20 protein-coding genes are annotated in these 17,858 nt (G+C 43.6%); 5 read left to right on the top strand and 15 right to left on the bottom strand.

Translation table 11 applies throughout. The features are described 5' to 3' along the window. Positions 1 to 20: 20 nt before the first annotated feature. From PHI47_RS02305 to PHI47_RS02295, 3 genes are read right to left on the bottom strand one after another with little or no spacing between them, the layout of a single operon-like run. The gene (locus PHI47_RS02305) at positions 21 to 1,169 is read right to left on the bottom strand and encodes a pyridoxal phosphate-dependent aminotransferase (RefSeq protein ID WP_299933339.1); all 1,149 of its coding nucleotides are present in this window, start codon (positions 1,167 to 1,169) and stop codon (positions 21 to 23) included. Further along, positions 1,156 to 1,656 (bottom strand): hypothetical protein, encoded by a 501-nt coding sequence (locus PHI47_RS02300; protein ID WP_299933337.1) that lies wholly within the window; start codon positions 1,654 to 1,656, stop codon positions 1,156 to 1,158. Before PHI47_RS02300 ends, PHI47_RS02305 begins: the two co-directional genes overlap by 14 nt. Next, entirely contained in the window at positions 1,628 to 2,644 is a 1,017-nt protein-coding gene (locus tag PHI47_RS02295; protein ID WP_299933335.1) for an aldo/keto reductase, read from the bottom strand. Before PHI47_RS02295 ends, PHI47_RS02300 begins: the two co-directional genes overlap by 29 nt. Before the next feature lie 90 nt (positions 2,645 to 2,734). Between PHI47_RS02295 and PHI47_RS02290 the strand changes: the two genes are divergently transcribed. Next, positions 2,735 to 3,064 (top strand): hypothetical protein, encoded by a 330-nt coding sequence (locus PHI47_RS02290; protein ID WP_299933333.1) that lies wholly within the window; start codon positions 2,735 to 2,737, stop codon positions 3,062 to 3,064. A gap of 67 nt (positions 3,065 to 3,131) precedes the next feature. Further along, positions 3,132 to 4,037 carry a DUF234 domain-containing protein gene (locus PHI47_RS02285; protein WP_299933331.1) on the top strand — a complete coding sequence of 302 codons (906 nt, stop codon included), beginning with the start codon at positions 3,132 to 3,134 and terminating at the stop codon, positions 4,035 to 4,037. On the opposite strand, the gene PHI47_RS02280 is transcribed toward PHI47_RS02285, so the two are convergent. Then, positions 4,020 to 4,808, bottom strand: coding sequence for a J domain-containing protein (locus tag PHI47_RS02280; protein ID WP_299933328.1), 789 nt, complete (start codon positions 4,806 to 4,808; stop codon positions 4,020 to 4,022). The genes PHI47_RS02285 and PHI47_RS02280 overlap by 18 nt on opposite strands. Before the next feature lie 126 nt (positions 4,809 to 4,934). Here PHI47_RS02280 and ccoG point away from each other — a divergent pair, with 126 nt between their 5' ends. Further along, the gene (gene ccoG, locus PHI47_RS02275; RefSeq protein WP_299933326.1) at positions 4,935 to 6,263 is read left to right on the top strand and encodes a cytochrome c oxidase accessory protein CcoG; all 1,329 of its coding nucleotides are present in this window, start codon (positions 4,935 to 4,937) and stop codon (positions 6,261 to 6,263) included. Here the strand turns inward: ccoG and PHI47_RS02270 are convergent. Genes PHI47_RS02270 through aguB form a run of 3 tightly spaced genes read right to left on the bottom strand, consistent with a single transcriptional unit; the run spans position 6,257 to position 9,099 of the window. After that, complete coding sequence (locus tag PHI47_RS02270; RefSeq protein WP_299933324.1) at positions 6,257 to 7,576, bottom strand: HAMP domain-containing sensor histidine kinase; 1,320 nt, start codon at positions 7,574 to 7,576, stop codon at positions 6,257 to 6,259. The two genes, ccoG and PHI47_RS02270, sit on opposite strands and share 7 nt — an antisense overlap. After that, entirely contained in the window at positions 7,566 to 8,246 is a 681-nt protein-coding gene (locus tag PHI47_RS02265; protein ID WP_299933321.1) for a response regulator, read from the bottom strand. The genes PHI47_RS02270 and PHI47_RS02265 overlap by 11 nt, the downstream gene beginning before the upstream one ends. A gap of 4 nt (positions 8,247 to 8,250) precedes the next feature. Further along, positions 8,251 to 9,099, bottom strand: a complete 849-nt coding sequence (gene aguB / locus PHI47_RS02260) for an N-carbamoylputrescine amidase (protein ID WP_299933319.1) — start codon at positions 9,097 to 9,099, stop codon at positions 8,251 to 8,253. A gap of 101 nt (positions 9,100 to 9,200) precedes the next feature. Here aguB and PHI47_RS02255 point away from each other — a divergent pair, with 101 nt between their 5' ends. Then, complete coding sequence (locus PHI47_RS02255; protein ID WP_299933317.1) at positions 9,201 to 9,947, top strand: flagellin; 747 nt, start codon at positions 9,201 to 9,203, stop codon at positions 9,945 to 9,947. Positions 9,948 to 9,971: 24 nt separating this feature from the next. Here the strand turns inward: PHI47_RS02255 and argS are convergent, their stop codons facing one another. From argS to PHI47_RS02235, 4 genes are all read right to left on the bottom strand, one after another. Then, complete coding sequence (gene argS, locus PHI47_RS02250; protein WP_299933315.1) at positions 9,972 to 11,552, bottom strand: arginine--tRNA ligase; 1,581 nt, start codon at positions 11,550 to 11,552, stop codon at positions 9,972 to 9,974. 3 nt (positions 11,553 to 11,555) lie between these two features. Beyond that, positions 11,556 to 11,810, bottom strand: coding sequence for a twin-arginine translocase TatA/TatE family subunit (locus PHI47_RS02245; RefSeq protein WP_299933313.1), 255 nt, complete (start codon positions 11,808 to 11,810; stop codon positions 11,556 to 11,558). Positions 11,811 to 11,894: 84 nt separating this feature from the next. After that, positions 11,895 to 12,518, bottom strand: coding sequence for a guanylate kinase (gene gmk / locus PHI47_RS02240; protein WP_299933311.1), 624 nt, complete (start codon positions 12,516 to 12,518; stop codon positions 11,895 to 11,897). Then, positions 12,515 to 13,831: a hypothetical protein gene (locus PHI47_RS02235; RefSeq protein WP_299933309.1), complete on the bottom strand. Its 1,317-nt coding sequence runs from the start codon at positions 13,829 to 13,831 to the stop codon at positions 12,515 to 12,517. Before PHI47_RS02235 ends, gmk begins: the two co-directional genes overlap by 4 nt. A gap of 76 nt (positions 13,832 to 13,907) precedes the next feature. Between PHI47_RS02235 and PHI47_RS02230 the strand changes: the two genes are divergently transcribed. After that, entirely contained in the window at positions 13,908 to 14,390 is a 483-nt protein-coding gene (locus tag PHI47_RS02230; RefSeq protein WP_299933307.1) for a hypothetical protein, read from the top strand. Here PHI47_RS02230 and fliR read toward each other — a convergent pair. From fliR to rpsB, 4 genes are all read right to left on the bottom strand, one after another. Then, a complete protein-coding gene (gene fliR / locus PHI47_RS02225) occupies positions 14,382 to 15,146 on the bottom strand; it encodes a flagellar biosynthetic protein FliR (protein WP_299933305.1) in 765 nt (254 codons plus the stop codon). The genes PHI47_RS02230 and fliR overlap by 9 nt on opposite strands. A 4-nt stretch (positions 15,147 to 15,150) precedes the next feature. Continuing rightward, positions 15,151 to 15,792 (bottom strand): ABC transporter ATP-binding protein, encoded by a 642-nt coding sequence (locus tag PHI47_RS02220; RefSeq protein WP_299933303.1) that lies wholly within the window; start codon positions 15,790 to 15,792, stop codon positions 15,151 to 15,153. A gap of 93 nt (positions 15,793 to 15,885) precedes the next feature. Continuing rightward, a complete protein-coding gene (gene tsf, locus PHI47_RS02215; RefSeq protein ID WP_299933301.1) occupies positions 15,886 to 16,953 on the bottom strand; it encodes a translation elongation factor Ts in 1,068 nt (355 codons plus the stop codon). A gap of 2 nt (positions 16,954 to 16,955) precedes the next feature. Beyond that, positions 16,956 to 17,735, bottom strand: coding sequence for a 30S ribosomal protein S2 (gene rpsB, locus PHI47_RS02210; protein WP_299933299.1), 780 nt, complete (start codon positions 17,733 to 17,735; stop codon positions 16,956 to 16,958). Between the last annotated feature and the right edge of the window lie 123 nt (positions 17,736 to 17,858).

The raw sequence follows: 17,858 nt of genomic DNA, 5'->3' as shown, positions 1-17,858 counted from the left end.
GATTTTTAATATTTGATATTTTAACACAACCCTCTTATCCGTTCCGCTGCCTCTTCGAGTACACCCAGCGGTTTAGAGTAGCAAAAGCGAACCATATTTTTCCCCGCATCGTCATGATAAAACGCACGCCCCGGAACGGATGCAACCCCCGTTCTCTCTAAAATCGCCATTGCTTTTTCAAAATCATCATTGCCGCGCACACTGCTCACATCCGTCATGACGTAATACGCACCTGCGGGGACACTCGGAGTCAGTCCCGCATCACGGAGTGCATCGCAAAAGAGATCGCGTTTATGTTCATGGATACGGGCAAGCTCGGTGTAGTACTCATCTCCTAAATTCTCCAGTCCGACCGCCGCACCAATCTGTAACGGTGCAGGGGCGCAGACATAGATGAGATCATTAAGCTGTGCCATCGCTTCGATAACACTCACGGGGGCAATAGCGTATCCCAATCGCCATCCGGTGATACTGAACACTTTGGAAAATCCACTCAAAACAACACATCGATCTCTCAACCTCGGAACACTCAGTGCCGTAATATGCACTGCATCACCGTATAAAAAGTGCTCATACATCTCATCGGCAAATACGATTAGATCGTGTTTTTCGGCAAATTGCCCTATTTCTTCGAGTTCGTCACGGGTATAAACTTTGCCACTCGGATTGGCAGGGTTACAGATCACCATCGCTCTCGTTTTAGGGGTAATTACCGCTTCGAGTGCTTCTAAATCCAGTTTCCATTCGGGTGCTTCGAGACGTACAAACGTCGAAACCGCTCCGAGTGAGGTTAAGGTTGAACGATGATAGCCGTAATAGGGCTCGAACAATATCACCTCATCACCCGGATTGAGCAACGCCATACACGCCGTATAAAATGCCCCCGTTGCACCATCAGAGACGAGTACCTGCTCAGGTACGATTTCGACCTCGTAAAACCGTTTCATTTTATCGGCTATCGCTTGGCGCAGACGAGGCAATCCTTCGGTCGGTGTGTAGATATTAATGCCAGCATTCATCGCCGCATACGCACCCTCGATTACCTCGCGGGGAACTACGAGATCGCAGACTCCCTGCGCCATGTTGATTCCATTTATGGCGTTGCATGCTCGCGTCATAGAGCGGATATGAGATTGCTCTATTGTTTTACTTCGTTCACTCAGTCGCATTATTTTCCTCGATATCGCTGATTTTAACCACAAGCCCGTTAATACGGTCTTTAAAATAGGTCTCATCGGGTTTTAACCGATAGACAATATCCGTTTTATCGCTTCGGATGTATTGCGTCCGTATCCCACTGCACTGTTCACTCGTACCTTGTCCGTTATAAATCGGCTCACCCAGCAAAATCCGTCTGAGTATATCTTTGGGATATTCCGGCGAGAGATACTCGCGGACAAATGCCTCTTCACTCATACAGCCTGCACTGACACATACCTGATCGTCGATCGAAATCTTCTCTACCGCAACTCCGGCGGTAAAAAGCTCCGCTTCGACGCTCTCCCCGCTGGAGCGGATATACCCCGTATCGGCAAATTTGAGTTTAGGTGTTTTCAAAATAATCAGTTTCGGTTTGCTGATTTCATAGTGTTTCGGCGCACACCCTCCTATCACAAGAACCAGAAGACTAACCCATAGGATAAAGAATTTTTGCATGTACCTCATCCAGTTTTTGTAAAATTTCACTGCTGAGCGTGACGTTCATTGCCGCGATGCTCGCATCCAGCTGCTCTGCCGATGTTGCTCCGATGATCGTAGAGGCGACGAAATCAAACTGCTTGCTCCACGCAATCGCCATCGTGACGGGATGGAGCCCGGATTCATGGGCAATTTTCATATATTCTTGTGTTGAAGAGAGCGTTTTATCATTCATAAACCGTGCCGCCATCAGACGCTGACGCTTGTTGGTCGATTTAACGTAATCACTGAAACGTCCCTGAGCATTGATATCTTGATTGTATTTACCGCTTAGTACCCCTCCGCCCAATGGAGAATAAGGGAGCAGCGAAATTTTCTCTTCACGACATAACGCACCGATTTCAGTCAAATCACGACGGTTAAGGAGAGAAAAATTATTTTGGATTGACTCAAAACGGGACAATTTTTCGTATTTGCTGACCATCAGCGATTTCATCGTTCCCCGTGCCGTATCATTGGAGGTTCCGATATAGCGTACCTTGCCGCTTTGCACCAATGCATCAAACGCTCTCATCGTCTCCTCGATCGGAACAACCGAATCAGGCCAATGCATCTGATAGAGATCGATATAGTCTGTTCCGAGGCGTTTGAGAGATCCTTCAACTGCCCGCTCGATATGAAAACGGTCACACGCGGTATATCCGTGACGAATCGGCGGCACAAACCATCCCGAAGCGGCACCCGCCACTTTTGTTGCCAGAATAAGACTCTCACGCGGTTTGGATTTTAACCAACGTCCCACCATCTCTTCCGTTAAACCGGCCAGCTTCTCTTCCGGCGGAACAGGATATAGTTCAGCGGTATCGAAAAAATTAATTCCCGATTCATACGCCTTATCCATAATTTTAAATGCGGTTTTTTCATCACACTGGCTTCCGAATGTCATTGTTCCCAAACAAATCGGTGATACGCGCAGACCGCTGCGCCCGATATAGCGATATTGCATTGATTCTCGTTTCACTGGTAATTATTTTGTAATTGTATTCTACCGTTTTTTGAGGTACAATTTAAAATTCAAAAAAAACAGGAGGAAACTATGAAAAATGTTTTAAGTGAAGCAAAAAAGCAATTTCAAGGTATTAATAGCTTGTTAACCAATCAGGAAAAACGAAATACTGACTATTTTACCAAACTGAGTATTGCAACTGAAGAGGCTTATTTTATTATGAACAGTGGCATGTGTGCTAATGCTACGGTATGCCATGAATGTGCTAATCACCGCGATTTCATCCGTTCAATGATGGATGTTCTAGGAGAACTTGAAATCAATGCAACCGCCGAGAACACCTATACCGACAAATTAGCCGAATATTCAGAGCGTGTCAATAAAATTTTAAAAAACATAGGAACCGTACTTGCTTCATAACGGTACCTTTCCCCCTTTAGTTTCTCCAGCATAGTGGAAAGTTCAGTTATTCGTTATAATCTCTCGAATGGACAGAAAACTTTTAAGCGATTTTTTTCAGCGTAATCTCCCCCAAGATATGGAGCAGTGTATCGAACTCTTCTCTATCTTCGGCGGATACGATGAGCCCATCAATACCGATGAGCCGGTCGAATCGCTTATCCTCCGTCATATACTTGAACCCTTTGATTCCCACAGAGATCACCTCCTCGCGCCGCTTCAAGACGATCCGCTCTATCTCAACCTTCTGCACGCAGTAGCCGTTGGCGATCGACGGCAAGGATCTGCCTATCGTCGTGCCCGTATCGGCAAAGAGCGCGGAGCTGAGGCTTTTGAATTTTTACGTTATAACGGTTATCTCACACTGGAACGTTCACGTGAAATGCCATTACAGCGAGCCCATCCGAAACAGCGATTTAAAAAAGAAATCGAACATCATCGGATTTCCCATAAATACCGATTTACTTCCCCATTTTTGCGCTTTTGGTTCGCTTTTGTGGAACCATTTAGCGAAGCGATCAAAGAGGGTAATACTGAGCGCTTTTATGAGCATTTTCATACCTATTTTAACGCATTCGTCGGTTTTACCTTCGAAGAGTTATGCAATATGTATATTCAAGAAATTTTTGCACCCAACTTTAAAAGCGATATCCTCGATTCAGGAAGTTATTGGGATCGTGAAGTGGAAATTGATCTGTTCACCGAAACGATGGAAGGGGAAATCTGGGTCGGGGAGTGCAAATGGACGAACCACAAAGTCAACAAAAAAGAGTTTCATAAACTCGAAGAAAAATGTACCAAACTTTCCATATCACCTGATAAGATTTTGCTTTTTACCAAACGGGGTTTTTCGAATGAATTAAATACCCTAAAAGACAAACGGCTCTACCGCTTTTATGCCGAAGATTTATCTCCGTTAACTGACCGCTTGTAATGCACCGTACGCTTCTTGGAGAAGCTGAAATTTCTGGGTGTATTTGTTAATGATATCCGGGCTTTGGGTTTGAACGCGGTCAGGGTGATATCGTCTTGCCAGCATACGATACCGTTTTTTCAAATCCTCAGTCGATGAACCCATCGGAATCTCAAAAATCGCATGGTAGCGTATCATCTTATCGATGGCATCGTTTCCATAACCCCACCCTCTATAGTTTCCGTACAATCGACTCATAAACGCATCATCGTAACGATAATTGATGACGAAATGGAGGACTTCACGACGGTTAAGCGTTTTTTCAAGCCGTGCTTTGGCCTGCGCAGTTGTGACATCGATATAGAGGGCAGTGGATGTCGAACTTACGAGGAAGGAGGAGAGCTGCTGTTTAAGATATCGCATGACCCATGCATTCGGTATCAAGACACTAAACTTCACTCGATCGGGACCATAGGCGTACAGTTCAACATCCACTTTTTCACTTGTACGATACGGTATTTCTATCCGTATCGCCGCTGTTTTGCATCGTTTTAGGGATCGGCTGTAAAAAGAGCCGGAAAGTTCATTGGCTTTAGTATAGCGCTTACTGAGACTCTCCAAAAATTCCTCTTTTTGATCCGAAGAGTTTTCATTGTTCAGCACCAATACGCCATTATCCAGAAAAAGGGTGTTTTGAATATGATGGTCAAAAAATTCTTCCATCCACGGTTCTTCGAGGGTTTTAGAACCCCCTTGGACGAAGATAGCGTTATTGCGCAAAACAACTTTCACGGATCCCCCCGATGCGGTATTATTTGCACAAATAAAGCAAATACCATTCCTAATTTATTTTCTCTATACCACCAAAAGGACACCTTATTCTTTTACAGTTCCCTATTCTATCTTCAAGGAGTCTGTATGTCTTATGCGACTAAACGATATTGGTTCTATGCCTTTGTCACCCTCTTTATCTTCACCGTTCCGTTTATGAGAGTCAATGACAACCACCTTTTGCTTCTCTCCTTTGAGAAGCTCCAGTTTCATTTTATGGGATTGGCATACGATGTCAACGAGTTTTACATCATGCCGTTTTTGTTGATGTTTTTGTTTATCGGAATTTTTGCCCTCACCTCCATACTTGGCAGAGCTTGGTGCGGATGGGGATGTCCTCAGACAATTTTTAGAACTATTTATCGGGATTTGATTCAAGGAACCCTCCTCGATTTGAGAAACAATGCGAACAAACAAAAGCGGATGAATACATCATCTCTTGAAAATAAGATCAAAGTCGTTGTCGGTTTTTTACTCTGGGCACTGATCGCCATAACCGCATCGACCAATTTTATCTGGTACTTCGTCCCTCCCGAAGATTTCTTCACTTACATGCAACACCCGCAAGATCATCTCTTTATCATCATTTTCATTGCTACAACTGCGGCATTTTTGATTTATGATATTGTCTGGATGCAGGAGAGTTTTTGTACCTATCTATGCCCCTATTCACGTATTCAAACCGTACTATATGATGACAATACCAAACACGTCGTCTATAACACCAATCGAGGTGGTGTGATATACGCTGAGAATCAAAAACGAATTACCGATGTCAAACAATGGATGGGTTCTGAAGAGTGCACTACGTGCGAAGCATGTGTCAAAGTATGTCCGACCCATATCGATATACGTCAAGGGCTACAGTTAGAGTGCATCAACTGTCTGGGATGTGCCGATGCATGCACTTCTGTTATGGGAAAACTGGGTAAAAAATCGCTGATCGAGTGGGGAAGCCCAAAATCTGTTTTACATGACATAAAATGCTCTATTTTTTCCAAACGCAATATTATGTATTTCGTCGCTATGGCTGGATCCTTGATGTTTGCGGCAGCGTTTGCATCGGAACAAGAACGGGTATTGGTCAATATCAATAAACCAAACGAACTCTACAAAGAGCAAAACGGTATCGTGAGCAACAACTATATTGTCAATATTCACAATACCCAAAAACAAACCTATACCTACGATGTCAAAGTGGACGATAAAAACTTCCACATCGATAGCTTTGAAGCGCTAAGTCTCAAACCAGATGGAATGCGAAAACGGATATTGGTGATCTCGACAAATCAAAATCTATCGAAGTCGGATCGAAGAGACACCGCGTTGAAAGTCAAACTGACTATCTTTGCAAAAGAAGACCCGAAAATCTCTGTCGTCAAAGAGATTTCGTTTATGTATCCGCGAGCTCAGTGATAGAGCGCCATCGAGAGGGTAAACGCGCTCCCCTCTCGAACCTTGCTCTCCACCTCTATTTTTCCTCCGAAGCTTTTTTCGATGATCATTTTGCACAAATAGAGCCCGATCCCGCTCCCTTGTGATTTCGTCGTAAAATAGGGATCAAAAATCTTTCCGAGCATATCGCTTGAAATCCCGTGCCCGTTATCTTCGAGTCTAATCATTGCTTCGCTCCCGTTGCAGTGGCTACGAAGGATAATCTTTGGTTCACTCACCCCACTCAATGCATCCGACGCATTCGAGATCAACGCCAAAAGAACCTGTGAGAGCTCATTCTTTTTTCCAAAAATAGCGATCTCGTCATCACAACCAACAACCTCCAATACGATTCCCTTGCTCTTCAAATCGGGAGCAATGACGGCAACGCTGTTACGAATCGCTTCAGTGAGGGAAAAAGGCTCTTTCGCTTTGGCAGGGGTATAAAACTCTTTGAAATCATCAATCGTCTTGGATAAAAATTGCAATTGTTCCTGCGCCGAAGCAATTTTATTATCAAAATATGCATCGTCTATCGTACGGTTTTCATACCGATTTTTCAAATTCATCAACAGGTAGGAGAGGTTATTGAGGGGTTGACGAAACTGATGGGTAATATTGGCAATCATCTCCCCGCTTTTTGCCATTTTTGACTGCTGAAACAGCATGTTTTGATGATCGAGTGCTTGATTTTTAAAAAGATTGTATTTGTACGAAATAGAGATCGTAAACAACACCGCTTCCACTGCAAATGCCGCCAATACAATATCGATATAACCGTGTTCAACGTATACCTGTTTGAGCTGAAACACAAACAGCAAAATACATAGCAACGACCATCCGATGACATAGACGATCGTCGGTTTAAATCCTGAGCGGAGATTAAATACGATTGAGAGAAACAAGATCGCATATACCACCGTATAGGGGAGATATTCAAAAAGGATATAGTGATAAAAGGCGGTCAAAATGACGACATTGAGCAAAAGGGTATTGATCACCAACTCTTTAAAATTAGCAATCTTTGGAATCAAATTTCCCTCATGAAACGTTATCGCAAACATAACGGCACTTAGCGTTGCTAAGAGAAGAAAAATCTCCTGAATAAAAGGTGCAAAATGGAAAAGATGACTATAGGCGCTGATATATCCCAGAGAGAAAACCTGCATGGCACAATAGCTAATATACATGATCTCTTTGGAGTAGACATAGCGCACGAGCGTATAGACGATACTCATCAGCAAAATGCCGAACGTCGCGCCGTAGGCTAAGTGCGTGAATGCTTCAGTACTCAATTTTATACCCTGTCCCTGAGAGGTTGGAAATGAGATTTGCAGGGAGTTTCGCTTTGAGATTTTTCATCAGGGTTTTAAGGGCATCGCTACTCATGGCACTCTCTCGCCAAACATGGTTTTCGATCTCGCTATAGGTGACATAGCGGTTTTTATATTTGAGGAGCAGACTCAACATCTGAAGTTCTTTCGTCCGTAAAGCAACAACGTCACCATCGCGGACAAGGGTCTGATTGTACCTGTCAAAACAGGTGTTATCCGGAAGATTAATGATATTCGAATCTTTATGATGGATACTTTCGATACATTGCCGCAACGCTTCTTTAAAAGCGCTCTCCTGCACCGGTTTTATGAGGTATTTGACTAATTGCAACTCGATTGCTTGAAGAAGATAGGTCGTGTCACTGTACGCGCTAATGACTATGATCTGAGTCTCTTTATTCTCTTTACGAATTTGTTTGATAAACTCTAAACCGTTCAGTTTAGGCATCTGAATATCGGTAATGATGATTTCGGGATGAACCTCGCGATAGAGTTTTAATCCTTCAAAAGCATCCGAAGCGGAATAGATATGTTCGAAGTAGTTTTCGAGGTACTCGATACCGTTTTCACGCGCCACATCATCGTCTTCGACATATAAAACGTGAAGATTTTTTGTGGCTAGCTTTTCCATATCGTTATTGCTTGACAATCTCTCCATAACACTCCGGACGGCGATCGCGAACAAGACCCCAATAGTGGCGGTGTTCGCGAATAGAGGCGGGGTCGAACTCGCTGTAAAGAATCTCCTCTTTATCACGAGAGGCTTCAGCCACTTTTGCACCCGTATGGTCAGTGATAAACGATGAGCCATAAAACGTCAGTGTACAACTCTCCCCTGCTTCCTCACCGATACGGTTGGCGGAGATAACAGGGATGATGTTCGCCGCAGAGTGCCCCATCTGAACCCTCTGCCAGTGCGATGCCGAATCGACGCCGATTTCGGGTTCGCTGCCGATAGCGGTCGGATAGAAAATCATATCGGCGCCAAGCAGAGTAAGAGAACGTGCTGTTTCAGGGAACCATTGATCCCAGCAAATCCCCACACCGACATTGCCGTAACGGGTTTGCCAAACTTTGAATCCCGTATCTCCGGGTTCAAAATAAAACTTCTCTTCGTATCCCGGACCGTCAGGGATGTGAGTTTTACGGTAGTTTTCCATCACAGTACCGTCTGCATCGATCATCACGAGAGAGTTAAAATAGCGCTCTCCGTCACGCTCAAAATAGCTGATCGGCAGCACGACTCCGAGCTCTTTTGCCAACGCGCTAAAATGTCCGACAAGGGGATTATTTTCAAGCGGTTGTGCCCAGTCGAAATACTTTTTATCCATATCTTTGCAAAAATAGTATCCCTCGAACAGTTCAGGGATCAAAATGATATTGGCTCCATTACGCGCCGCTTCACGTACCATCGATTCTGCTTTTGCCACATTCGAAGCTTTGTCCGCACCCATTTGCATTTGAATTGCTGCAACTTTGATCATGTTACCCTCATACAGAATGTTTCTAAAATTATATCCAAGGACTTATAAAACGTTAATCGATCCAATGTTACTCTATTGTCATCTGAATTAAAGGAGCCAGTATGAAAGTTGATTCTCTCTCTTCTTTCCTGCCTCAAATGAATACCGAATCGTCCAAGAGGGACAAAACGCTTGAAAAAATTGCTTCAGCCCAGCAACTAAACATGGAAGATAGCGCTTCACGATTGCTTGCATCCATGATGCAAAGTGATTTATCCGGTATGTCTGAAGGGGTTTCCAATGCCACGGATGGGATTTCCATGATGCAAATAGCTGACGGTACCATCAGCAGCCTAAGTGATCAAACACAAATCCTGAATGATCTTAGTGTCCGTTACAACAATGCTGCCCTTAGCGACTCTCAAAAACAATCGCTTAAAAGCGAATTTAGCCGTACCGTTGAATCCATGCAGCAAAGTATCGACAATGCCAGCTTTAACGGAAAAGGATTATTTGGTAACAATACAACATTTTCATTAGGCAATTCAACCGTCTCTTCTTCGATTCCGGAACTCTCACCGTCATCTCTTTCAATCGAGAATCAAGACACGATTATGGCGTACAGAGATTCTTTGACACAAGCCGGCTCGGATGTCGGTTCGACTACCAATAGTCTCATTAGTGCATCGTATACACTTTTAGATCAAATCAGTGCTGTTTCAGCGGCTAAAAGTCAGATTGCCGATACAGATATAGCGAAAGCAACCAGTGACTTTCAGCAAAGTAATCTAAAACTTGATATAGCTCAAATCACAATGGCGCATCAAAGTAATATGCTTCAACAAAATGTTACACGGTTATTGGGGTAAAAGAGGCACTAAAGATCGAAGTTTTTACATTCGATCTTTAGCTTGAATTCCGAGGAGGGAGAGCCCTGTTTTGATAGAAAGGGCTACAACCAGAAGAAGTTTAAGTAATTTCGCTTCATCTTCCGTACCGATAATACGGGTATCATAGTAAAATTTATGCAAACGTCCCGCTAATACTTTTAGATAATCCGGCACTTTTTGCGCTTGACGTGATTCAAATGCATCTTCAATTATTTCAGGCAACAATAATGCCTCAAACAACAATCCGTCTGCATCGGCGCTCAACCCGTGCAAACGTGACCCCATAATCTCATCCATACTTTTTTCACTTTTGGCGATCAAAGTTTGGATACGGGCATGGGCGTATTGGATGTAATAGATCGGGTTTGAACTGTCTTGACGTTTAAGTTCTTCAATATCGAATTCCAATGCCGTATCACATTTTTTACTTGCAAACATAAAACGCAGCGCTTCCGCACCGATCTCTTCGACCACATCGCTCATCAAAATGACGGTTCCGGCACGCTTAGACATTTTGAACGGTTCACCATCTTTGAGAAGACTGACCATTTGAGAAAGAAGTACTTCCAGCTTGGAGGCATCGTAACCTAAAAAGGTAATCGCCGCTTTCACACGAGCGATATAGCCGTGGTGATCCGCGCCCCAGATATTGATGTAATCATCGTATCCGCGTTCAAACTTTTGGTTGTGATAGATAATATCGCCCGCAAGATAGGTCGGACGTCCGTCTTCACGCACCACGACGCGATCATGATCATCACCGTATTCAGATGAACGGATAAAGGTTTTGCCTTCGTTTTGGTAAACACCCTCACCCATTTTAGCCATGACGCGATCCCACTCATTATAGAGAGAAGCTTCCCCGACAAAGGTATCAAAATGGACATTAATAGCTTTTAAATCATCCACGATGAGAGCTAGAATTTTATCTTTTGCCCAAAGAGCAAGCTCTTTTTGACGGCTCTCATCCCGAAGGGCATCTTCACCAAACAGTTCTACAACTTCTTTGGCCGCATCACTAAGGTACTCGCCGCGATAGTATTTCTCCGGCCATTCAACCGTTTCACCCAAAAGAGAACTGCGTCCTTCAAGCTGTAAAGAGACACCGAGCAGATCAATCTGATTACCCGCATCGTTGACGTAATACTCTGCCGTAATATCGTAGCCCAAGTGACGTCCGAGTCGTAGCATTGTATCGCCATACACGGCACCGCGTGCATGACCGATATGCAATGGTCCTGTCGGATTGGCACTGACGAATTCGAGAAGAATGGAGCCATTTTTATCGCTGCTGCCAAACTGTTCCCCATGGCTCAAAGCCCATGATGCATACTCGTCCAAAAAGGATTCAGAAAGACGAAAATTAATATAACCCTTGACCGATTCAATCGCACTAAACATTGATTCATCGCCAAACGATCCGGCAATCTCTTCGGCTATTACCATCGGTGATTGTCGAAGTTCTTTGGCTAATGAAAAAGCAATGGGGGTAGCGAAGTGACCGAAAGAACGATCTTTCGGTTTCTCGAGGATTACATCACAATTAAATTTATCGCGCAACAGCGCATTGACTCGCTGTTTCAATGCTTACGCTTGTTTAACGTGATCTGTAGGAGTCGCTTCTACGATTGTTGCTGTAGAAGATTCTACCTGTTTTGGCGTTTCTACCGGTGTCGATGTTGCCGTCGTTGATGGCGGTGTTTCATCGTCTTTCATCTCTTTTTTAAAGCTACGGATCCCTTGACCCAAACCTTTTGCGAGATCAGGAATTTTTTTCGCACCGAAAAGCAATACGACTATCCCGAAAATTAGTAATAATTCAGATCCACTTGGCATTGCCATTGAGGTAGTTCCTTTACTGGAAGATTAAGCAAACATTATAACGCCGCTTTGCTGTAACAGTCCTTATGAGATTTGGAAGCGTGCTTACGCGTTAGCTTCCCATAATTGGACGAATTCATTGATCTGTAAGGTCGGAATTTTCATCCGAGCCGCTTTGGCTATGGAAACAAGAACTTCAGCTGCATCATCCAACTGATCATTAACGACCAAGAAATCGTACTCACTGATACGCTGAACTTCCCTTTTCGCCATTTCAACCCGTTTGGCAATAACCTCTTCACTGTCTGTTGAACGGCTATGTAAACGGCGTTTTAGCTCTTCAAGAGTAGGCGTGGTGATAAATACGGAGGTCGTAATATCACTTAGACGATTTTGAACCGCATCATGCCCCTGAACATCGATATCAAAAATAACAAGCTTACCCTCTTTAAGTGCTTTTTTCACTGCTCCCAAAGAGGTTCCGTAATAATTGCCGTGAACTACCGCATATTCCAAAAACATCTCTTCATCGATCTCTCGTTTAAACTCCTCTACACTGACAAAGTGATAATGCACTCCATCAATCTCACCTTCGCGCATCGGACGGGTTGTCGTTGATATCGAAAAGTAAGTCGGTCCAATCTGATCAATGATTTTTGCAATCAATGAACTTTTCCCTGCTCCGCTTGGCCCTGAGAGTACTAATATGGCTCCGCTGCTACGATTCACTGTTGATTCCCGAAATTGATGTTAATACTGATATTGAGCCCTTTAAGGGATTTAGCCACATCTTCGTTTGAAAGGGCTTTTAGAAGTGCCTGCAATGCCTCAACGCCTTCGGCATGGGTCACTTCATGACCCATTTCTACCGCAGGTTCAACAATAAGAGTATCTGCATCTTCTTCTTCCGCTATCTCCTCTTCTTCCTTAAGGAGATCAACTTCTACATCAGGCTCAGGCTCATCCTCTACCTCTTCCCCAATAGCAAGTTTAAGTTCACGTTCATCGAGCATATCCAAATCATCCACTCCGCTAAAAGAATTGTCATCTTCCATATCTGGAAGTTTCAACTCTTCGAGGAAACTATCATCAAGCTGCATATCAAAATCTTCAGGCTCTAACTCCTGATCCAACGTATCCGCTTCCAGAGTATTAACCGCATTTTGAATTTCTGATTCTAAAGCACCCAATTCTTCATCCCCTAAAAGGAGGTCTTCTGCATCCATTTCCGGCAGTGTCGCTTCACTGTCGGTATCCTCTTCTTCAAATCCTGAAATAAGTTCGTCGTCAAAATCAAACTCATCTCCTAGCGTTTCGGCAGGTGAGGCAGATGAGCTGATTGGATTCGAGATTTCAATATCATCATCTTTGCTTAGATCAACCTCTTCGGCCTCATCAATCCCGCTTAGTTCAATCTCATCTTCCAAATCCCAATCATCATTTTCAGTGTCATCCAATAATCCTTGAACTTCTTGAACCTCTTCTTTGTCCAGAATAGCCGTTTCAGGGATCGCATCCTCAAAATTATCCAAATCAAGATCCTCATCCATTTCCAACCCCTCGGTAAGATCGTCCAGTCCTTCTAAATCAAAGGATTCAAAAGTATTTAGATCCTCCGGTCCCAAATCCGGAAGCGTCTCTTCAAGATTGATGGCATAGGCCGGTTTTTCTTCTTCAATCGGAGTTTCAGCGAAAACAACTTCCGGTATTGTAGGGTTATCTGAAAACTTTTTCTCGATTTGGATAAACATATCAACCAGATCGGTCGGAAGAAACGGTTTGTTGATAACATTATCAAACCCTGCCGGAATCGCTTTTCCACGGGTTGCCATTAGTAAAGTACTTTTAAAAGTGACCAATTCTTTTAACGATGAAAACATCTCATCACTGTAAAGAGCATCATCAACAATGAGCAAATCATATCCGCTCTCTTCGACTTCATCCACTGACCAAATAACACTCAAATCGTCTTTCGTTTTCTGTGCACTGAGAGCCACCAGTTTTCGGACAACCGGATTATCGTTAAAAAGCAAAATTTTCATGATTGCTGGGACCCCTTTTACTCGCTCTTGTTCTCTCAAAAGCTTCATGGTATCATTGTAACTAAAAAAAAATTAAATGATAAAACTTCTTGGACTTCTTTTTACCGTTACCCTCCTATACAGCGGGGAAACTATTTATATTCTACCTGATCACCAAACCCGTTTTGTTCATCAATTGAATCAATCATTCAAAAAGGGATCGAAACAAATCGTTATTGCTGCCCCCTCATTTAATCACTCCGAATTGAAAAAAGGGCTTTTACAAGCAGCCAAGCATGGCAGTAACGTCACAATGATCCTGTGTAATCTCCAAAACGACCCGCTTTCAATGGTTCAGTATGAACGGATCACGCTCCACCGATACACAGCGCACCCTTTTGATACAAGCATTATCCTTGTCGATAATACCCTTGTCTGTACTCTTCCCGGCTCGATCGATGAAGAACGTTCAACATCTACCCGTTCCCGTATCCGATGCAGTGATGATGTTCAAGAGATCGAATCGGTCCGACACTCTCTCAAACTACTCTATACGGATTCCAAACCCTACTTAGAATAGCTTTTCAAGAAAATTATACGCATCCTGAGTCTGCGCGGTAACAATCATTAGTGTCGCCCCAAGTGTCGCCATCAATACAAGAAACGAAACCGCAATTTTGATCGGCATCCCGATAACGAGAAGATTAAATTGCGGCATTGTTTTCATCAGCATGCCGAAAATGACATCGGCCAACATCGACAATGCGGTAATCGGAAAAGCGATCATAAACCCGACTACAAACATGTTAGCCATAGCATGCATGATGTATTTAAACAATGACGGAGTCACCATAAAGCCCCCCAACGGAACCGCTGCAATCGAGGCTGAGGCATACAGAAGTATCCAATGGTGCAGATCAAATACGAGTAAAATCATCAATGCCATTAACGATAAAAACTGATTGATAATCGGCATCGAAACTCCCGACTGCGGATCAATCGCGGATGCGAGTGAGAACCCCATCATAAAGGATATCTGACCCCCTGCAAACGTAATAACATTATACGCCAACTGTAGCACTGTACCGACGGCAAGTCCAAAAAGCATTTCACCTAATATGGCGACCGTCAAACTCAAAGCATCAGTAGGAATATTTAGCGGGGGGACGGCACCAAAAAAAACGATAGTAAAGAAAAAAGCCATTGCCGCTTTGATCGAGATAGGAATATTTGCATGAGAGAATATTGGAACAGCCATGAATAAAGAGCTAAAACGGGTAAATAACAAAATAAAAGCGATGGTTCTCCCCTCGCTAAATATTTGTGCCCATTCCATACTCTCAGACCTCTTTTAACAGACCGTTTTGCATACGATAAATATGGGTACAGCGTGATGCCAAAGCCTCATCATGCGTTACAAGAACCATTCCCGCGTGATGCTCTTTGAGATAGTCTTCAAAGATTTCCATCACATCCATTGCCGTTGCATGATCGAGATTTCCCGTAGGCTCATCGGCAAAGATCAAGCGAGGTTTTTTGGACATTACACGAGCTATTGAGACACGCTGTTGTTGCCCACCTGAGAGTTCGGTCACTTTTTGATTAATAACATGATCGATTCCAAGCCGTTTTAATAATATCGGATCGATTACTTCACCGGAAAGGAGGGTTGCCACTTCGAGATTCTCGTAAGCGCTAAACCCTTTAAACAGGTAATGGCTTTGATAAATCATACCTAAATCATTTCGGCGTAACTTCACCAATGCTTTATCATCAAGCTGATAAATATTGTTTCCAAAAAGTTCTACACGTCCTTGCAAAGGGGTTAAGAGCGAGGAAAGAATATGCATAAGAGTTGATTTGCCGCTGCCGCTTACACCGACAATAGCAATCGATTCTCCGGCATTGAGGGAAAGGGAAATATCCTCAAAAAGGGGATAATCAAAAGCATGGGATAAAGAAATTGCGTTTAGTAGTGTCATAAAGGGATTATAGGGAAAAAATGTTTAAGGGGAGTAAAAAGAGAAAGATTCCCGCGTGAGCGGGAATGACGAAAAATAAACCGAAAGGTTTCTTTACGCCATTTGGGCAGCGACTTCTTCTGCGAAGTTGTCAACTTTTTTCTCTAAACCTTCTCCGACTTCGTATTTAACGAATTCGACGATTTCAGCAGTACCGCCATGTTTAGCAGCCTCTTTTGTAATCGCTTCAGCAACCGTCATAGAATCATCCATAACGTAGTTTTGATCCAAAAGTGCAAGCTCTTTATCCAAAGTTGTGTTGTCCGCTACGAAGCGAGCCAATGATCCCGGGATAATGTTTGCCCAGATTTTTTCCGGTTTGCCATCAGCGAGCAATTTAGCTTTGATCGCTTCTTCAGCAGCAGCCATAACTTCAGGAGTCAATTGTGATGCTGAGATGTATTGAGGAACGTTTTTGAGTGGTTTTTTCAAACGCGCTAGCTCTTCGTTCTCTGTTTTGATCGCTTCGATACGACCGATAGTTTCCGCTTCTACGAATGCAGGATCGAAATCTTTAGAGGTCAATGTTGTCGGTTTCATAGCTGCTGCATGCATTGCAATGTTTTTCAACATCGGAGCAAGCGCTTCTGCTACTTTTGCATCCGAACATGTTGCTGCTACGAGAACACCGACACGGCCGTTTGAGTGAACGTAACCGTTGACACATCCATTTTCACCCGCATTGAGGGTTACAAAACGACGTGTTACGATTTTTTCACCGATACGTGCTACTTGAGCTGTGAAATATTCAGAAAATGTACCTGTTTCATACGATGTTTCGTTCAACTCTTCAACCGTGCTAACACCCGTAGTAAATACGTGAGCAGCAGTGTTTCCGACAAGAGCGATGAACCCGTCGTTTTTCGCAACGAAGTCAGTTTCCGAGTTAACTTCTACCAAAGAAGCTGACGCAAACGTTTCAGAAACTTTAAGACCCAAAAGTCCCTCAGCTGCTACGCGATCCGCTTTTTTAGCGGTTTGCGCCATACCACGGTCACGCAAAAATTCTTTTGCTTTTTCCATGTCGCCATCACACTCAGTGAGGGCTTTTTTACAATCCATCATCGGCGCATCAGTCGCCGCGCGGAGGTCTTTTACCATCGCTGCTGTAACTTCTGCCATGATTACGCTTCCTCTGCTACTACTGCTACTTCTTCGCTAGCCGCTTCAACTGCTACTTCAGATGCAACTTCTTCTTCTGCTACCGCTTCGTCGTTTCCGCCGTTGCGAAGTGCTTTACCTTCATTGATCGCTTCCGCCATTTCTTTACAGAAAAGTTGGATAGAACGGATCGCATCGTCATTTCCAGGGATTGGAATGTCGATAACGTCCGGGTCACAGTTAGTATCAAGTGGTGCAACAACGCGAATACCGAGATTACGCGCTTCTTGAACTGCGATGTGTTCTTTTACCGCATCGATAACGAACATCAAATCAGGCAATGTTTTCATGTGACGGATACCACCAAGGTATGCAATCAATTTATCTTTTTGGCGATCCATCATCAACGCTTCTTTTTTAGTCAAAAGGTTGATTTGTCCGTTTGCTTGCATCTCTTCGATGATATCAAGTTTACGAATTGATTTTTGGATAGTCGGGAAGTTTGTCAACATTCCACCCAACCAGCGGTTGTCAACGTATGGCATGCCACATTTTTCAGCTGCATCACGGATCGCAACGCGAGCTTGTTTTTTGGTTCCTACGAAAAGAACTGTTTTACCTTCAGCCGCAGCATCAACAACTTGCTGATACGCATTGCGGAAATAACGCAATGTTTTTTGAAGATCGATGATGTAAATGTTTTTACGAACACCGAAAATGTATTTTTTCATTTTCGGATTCCAACGACGTGTTTGGTGACCAAAGTGTACACCGCATTCCAAAAGGTCTTTCATAGTTACCATAAGTGGCTCCTGTGTTAATGTATTTTTTTGTTCATTCGTTTACTTGGGCGAGCGCAAACAGAGCCGATGAGACATCGGATGCACGAGAACAGCACGATTCGCTTGCGATTTTTTTCTTACGTC

It is taken from the genome of Sulfuricurvum sp. (assembly GCF_028713855.1).
Lineage (GTDB): Bacteria > Campylobacterota > Campylobacteria > Campylobacterales > Sulfurimonadaceae > Sulfuricurvum.
The sequence above is the reverse complement of the archived record's forward strand: the minus strand, read 5'-3'. Positions and strand labels throughout refer to the sequence as shown.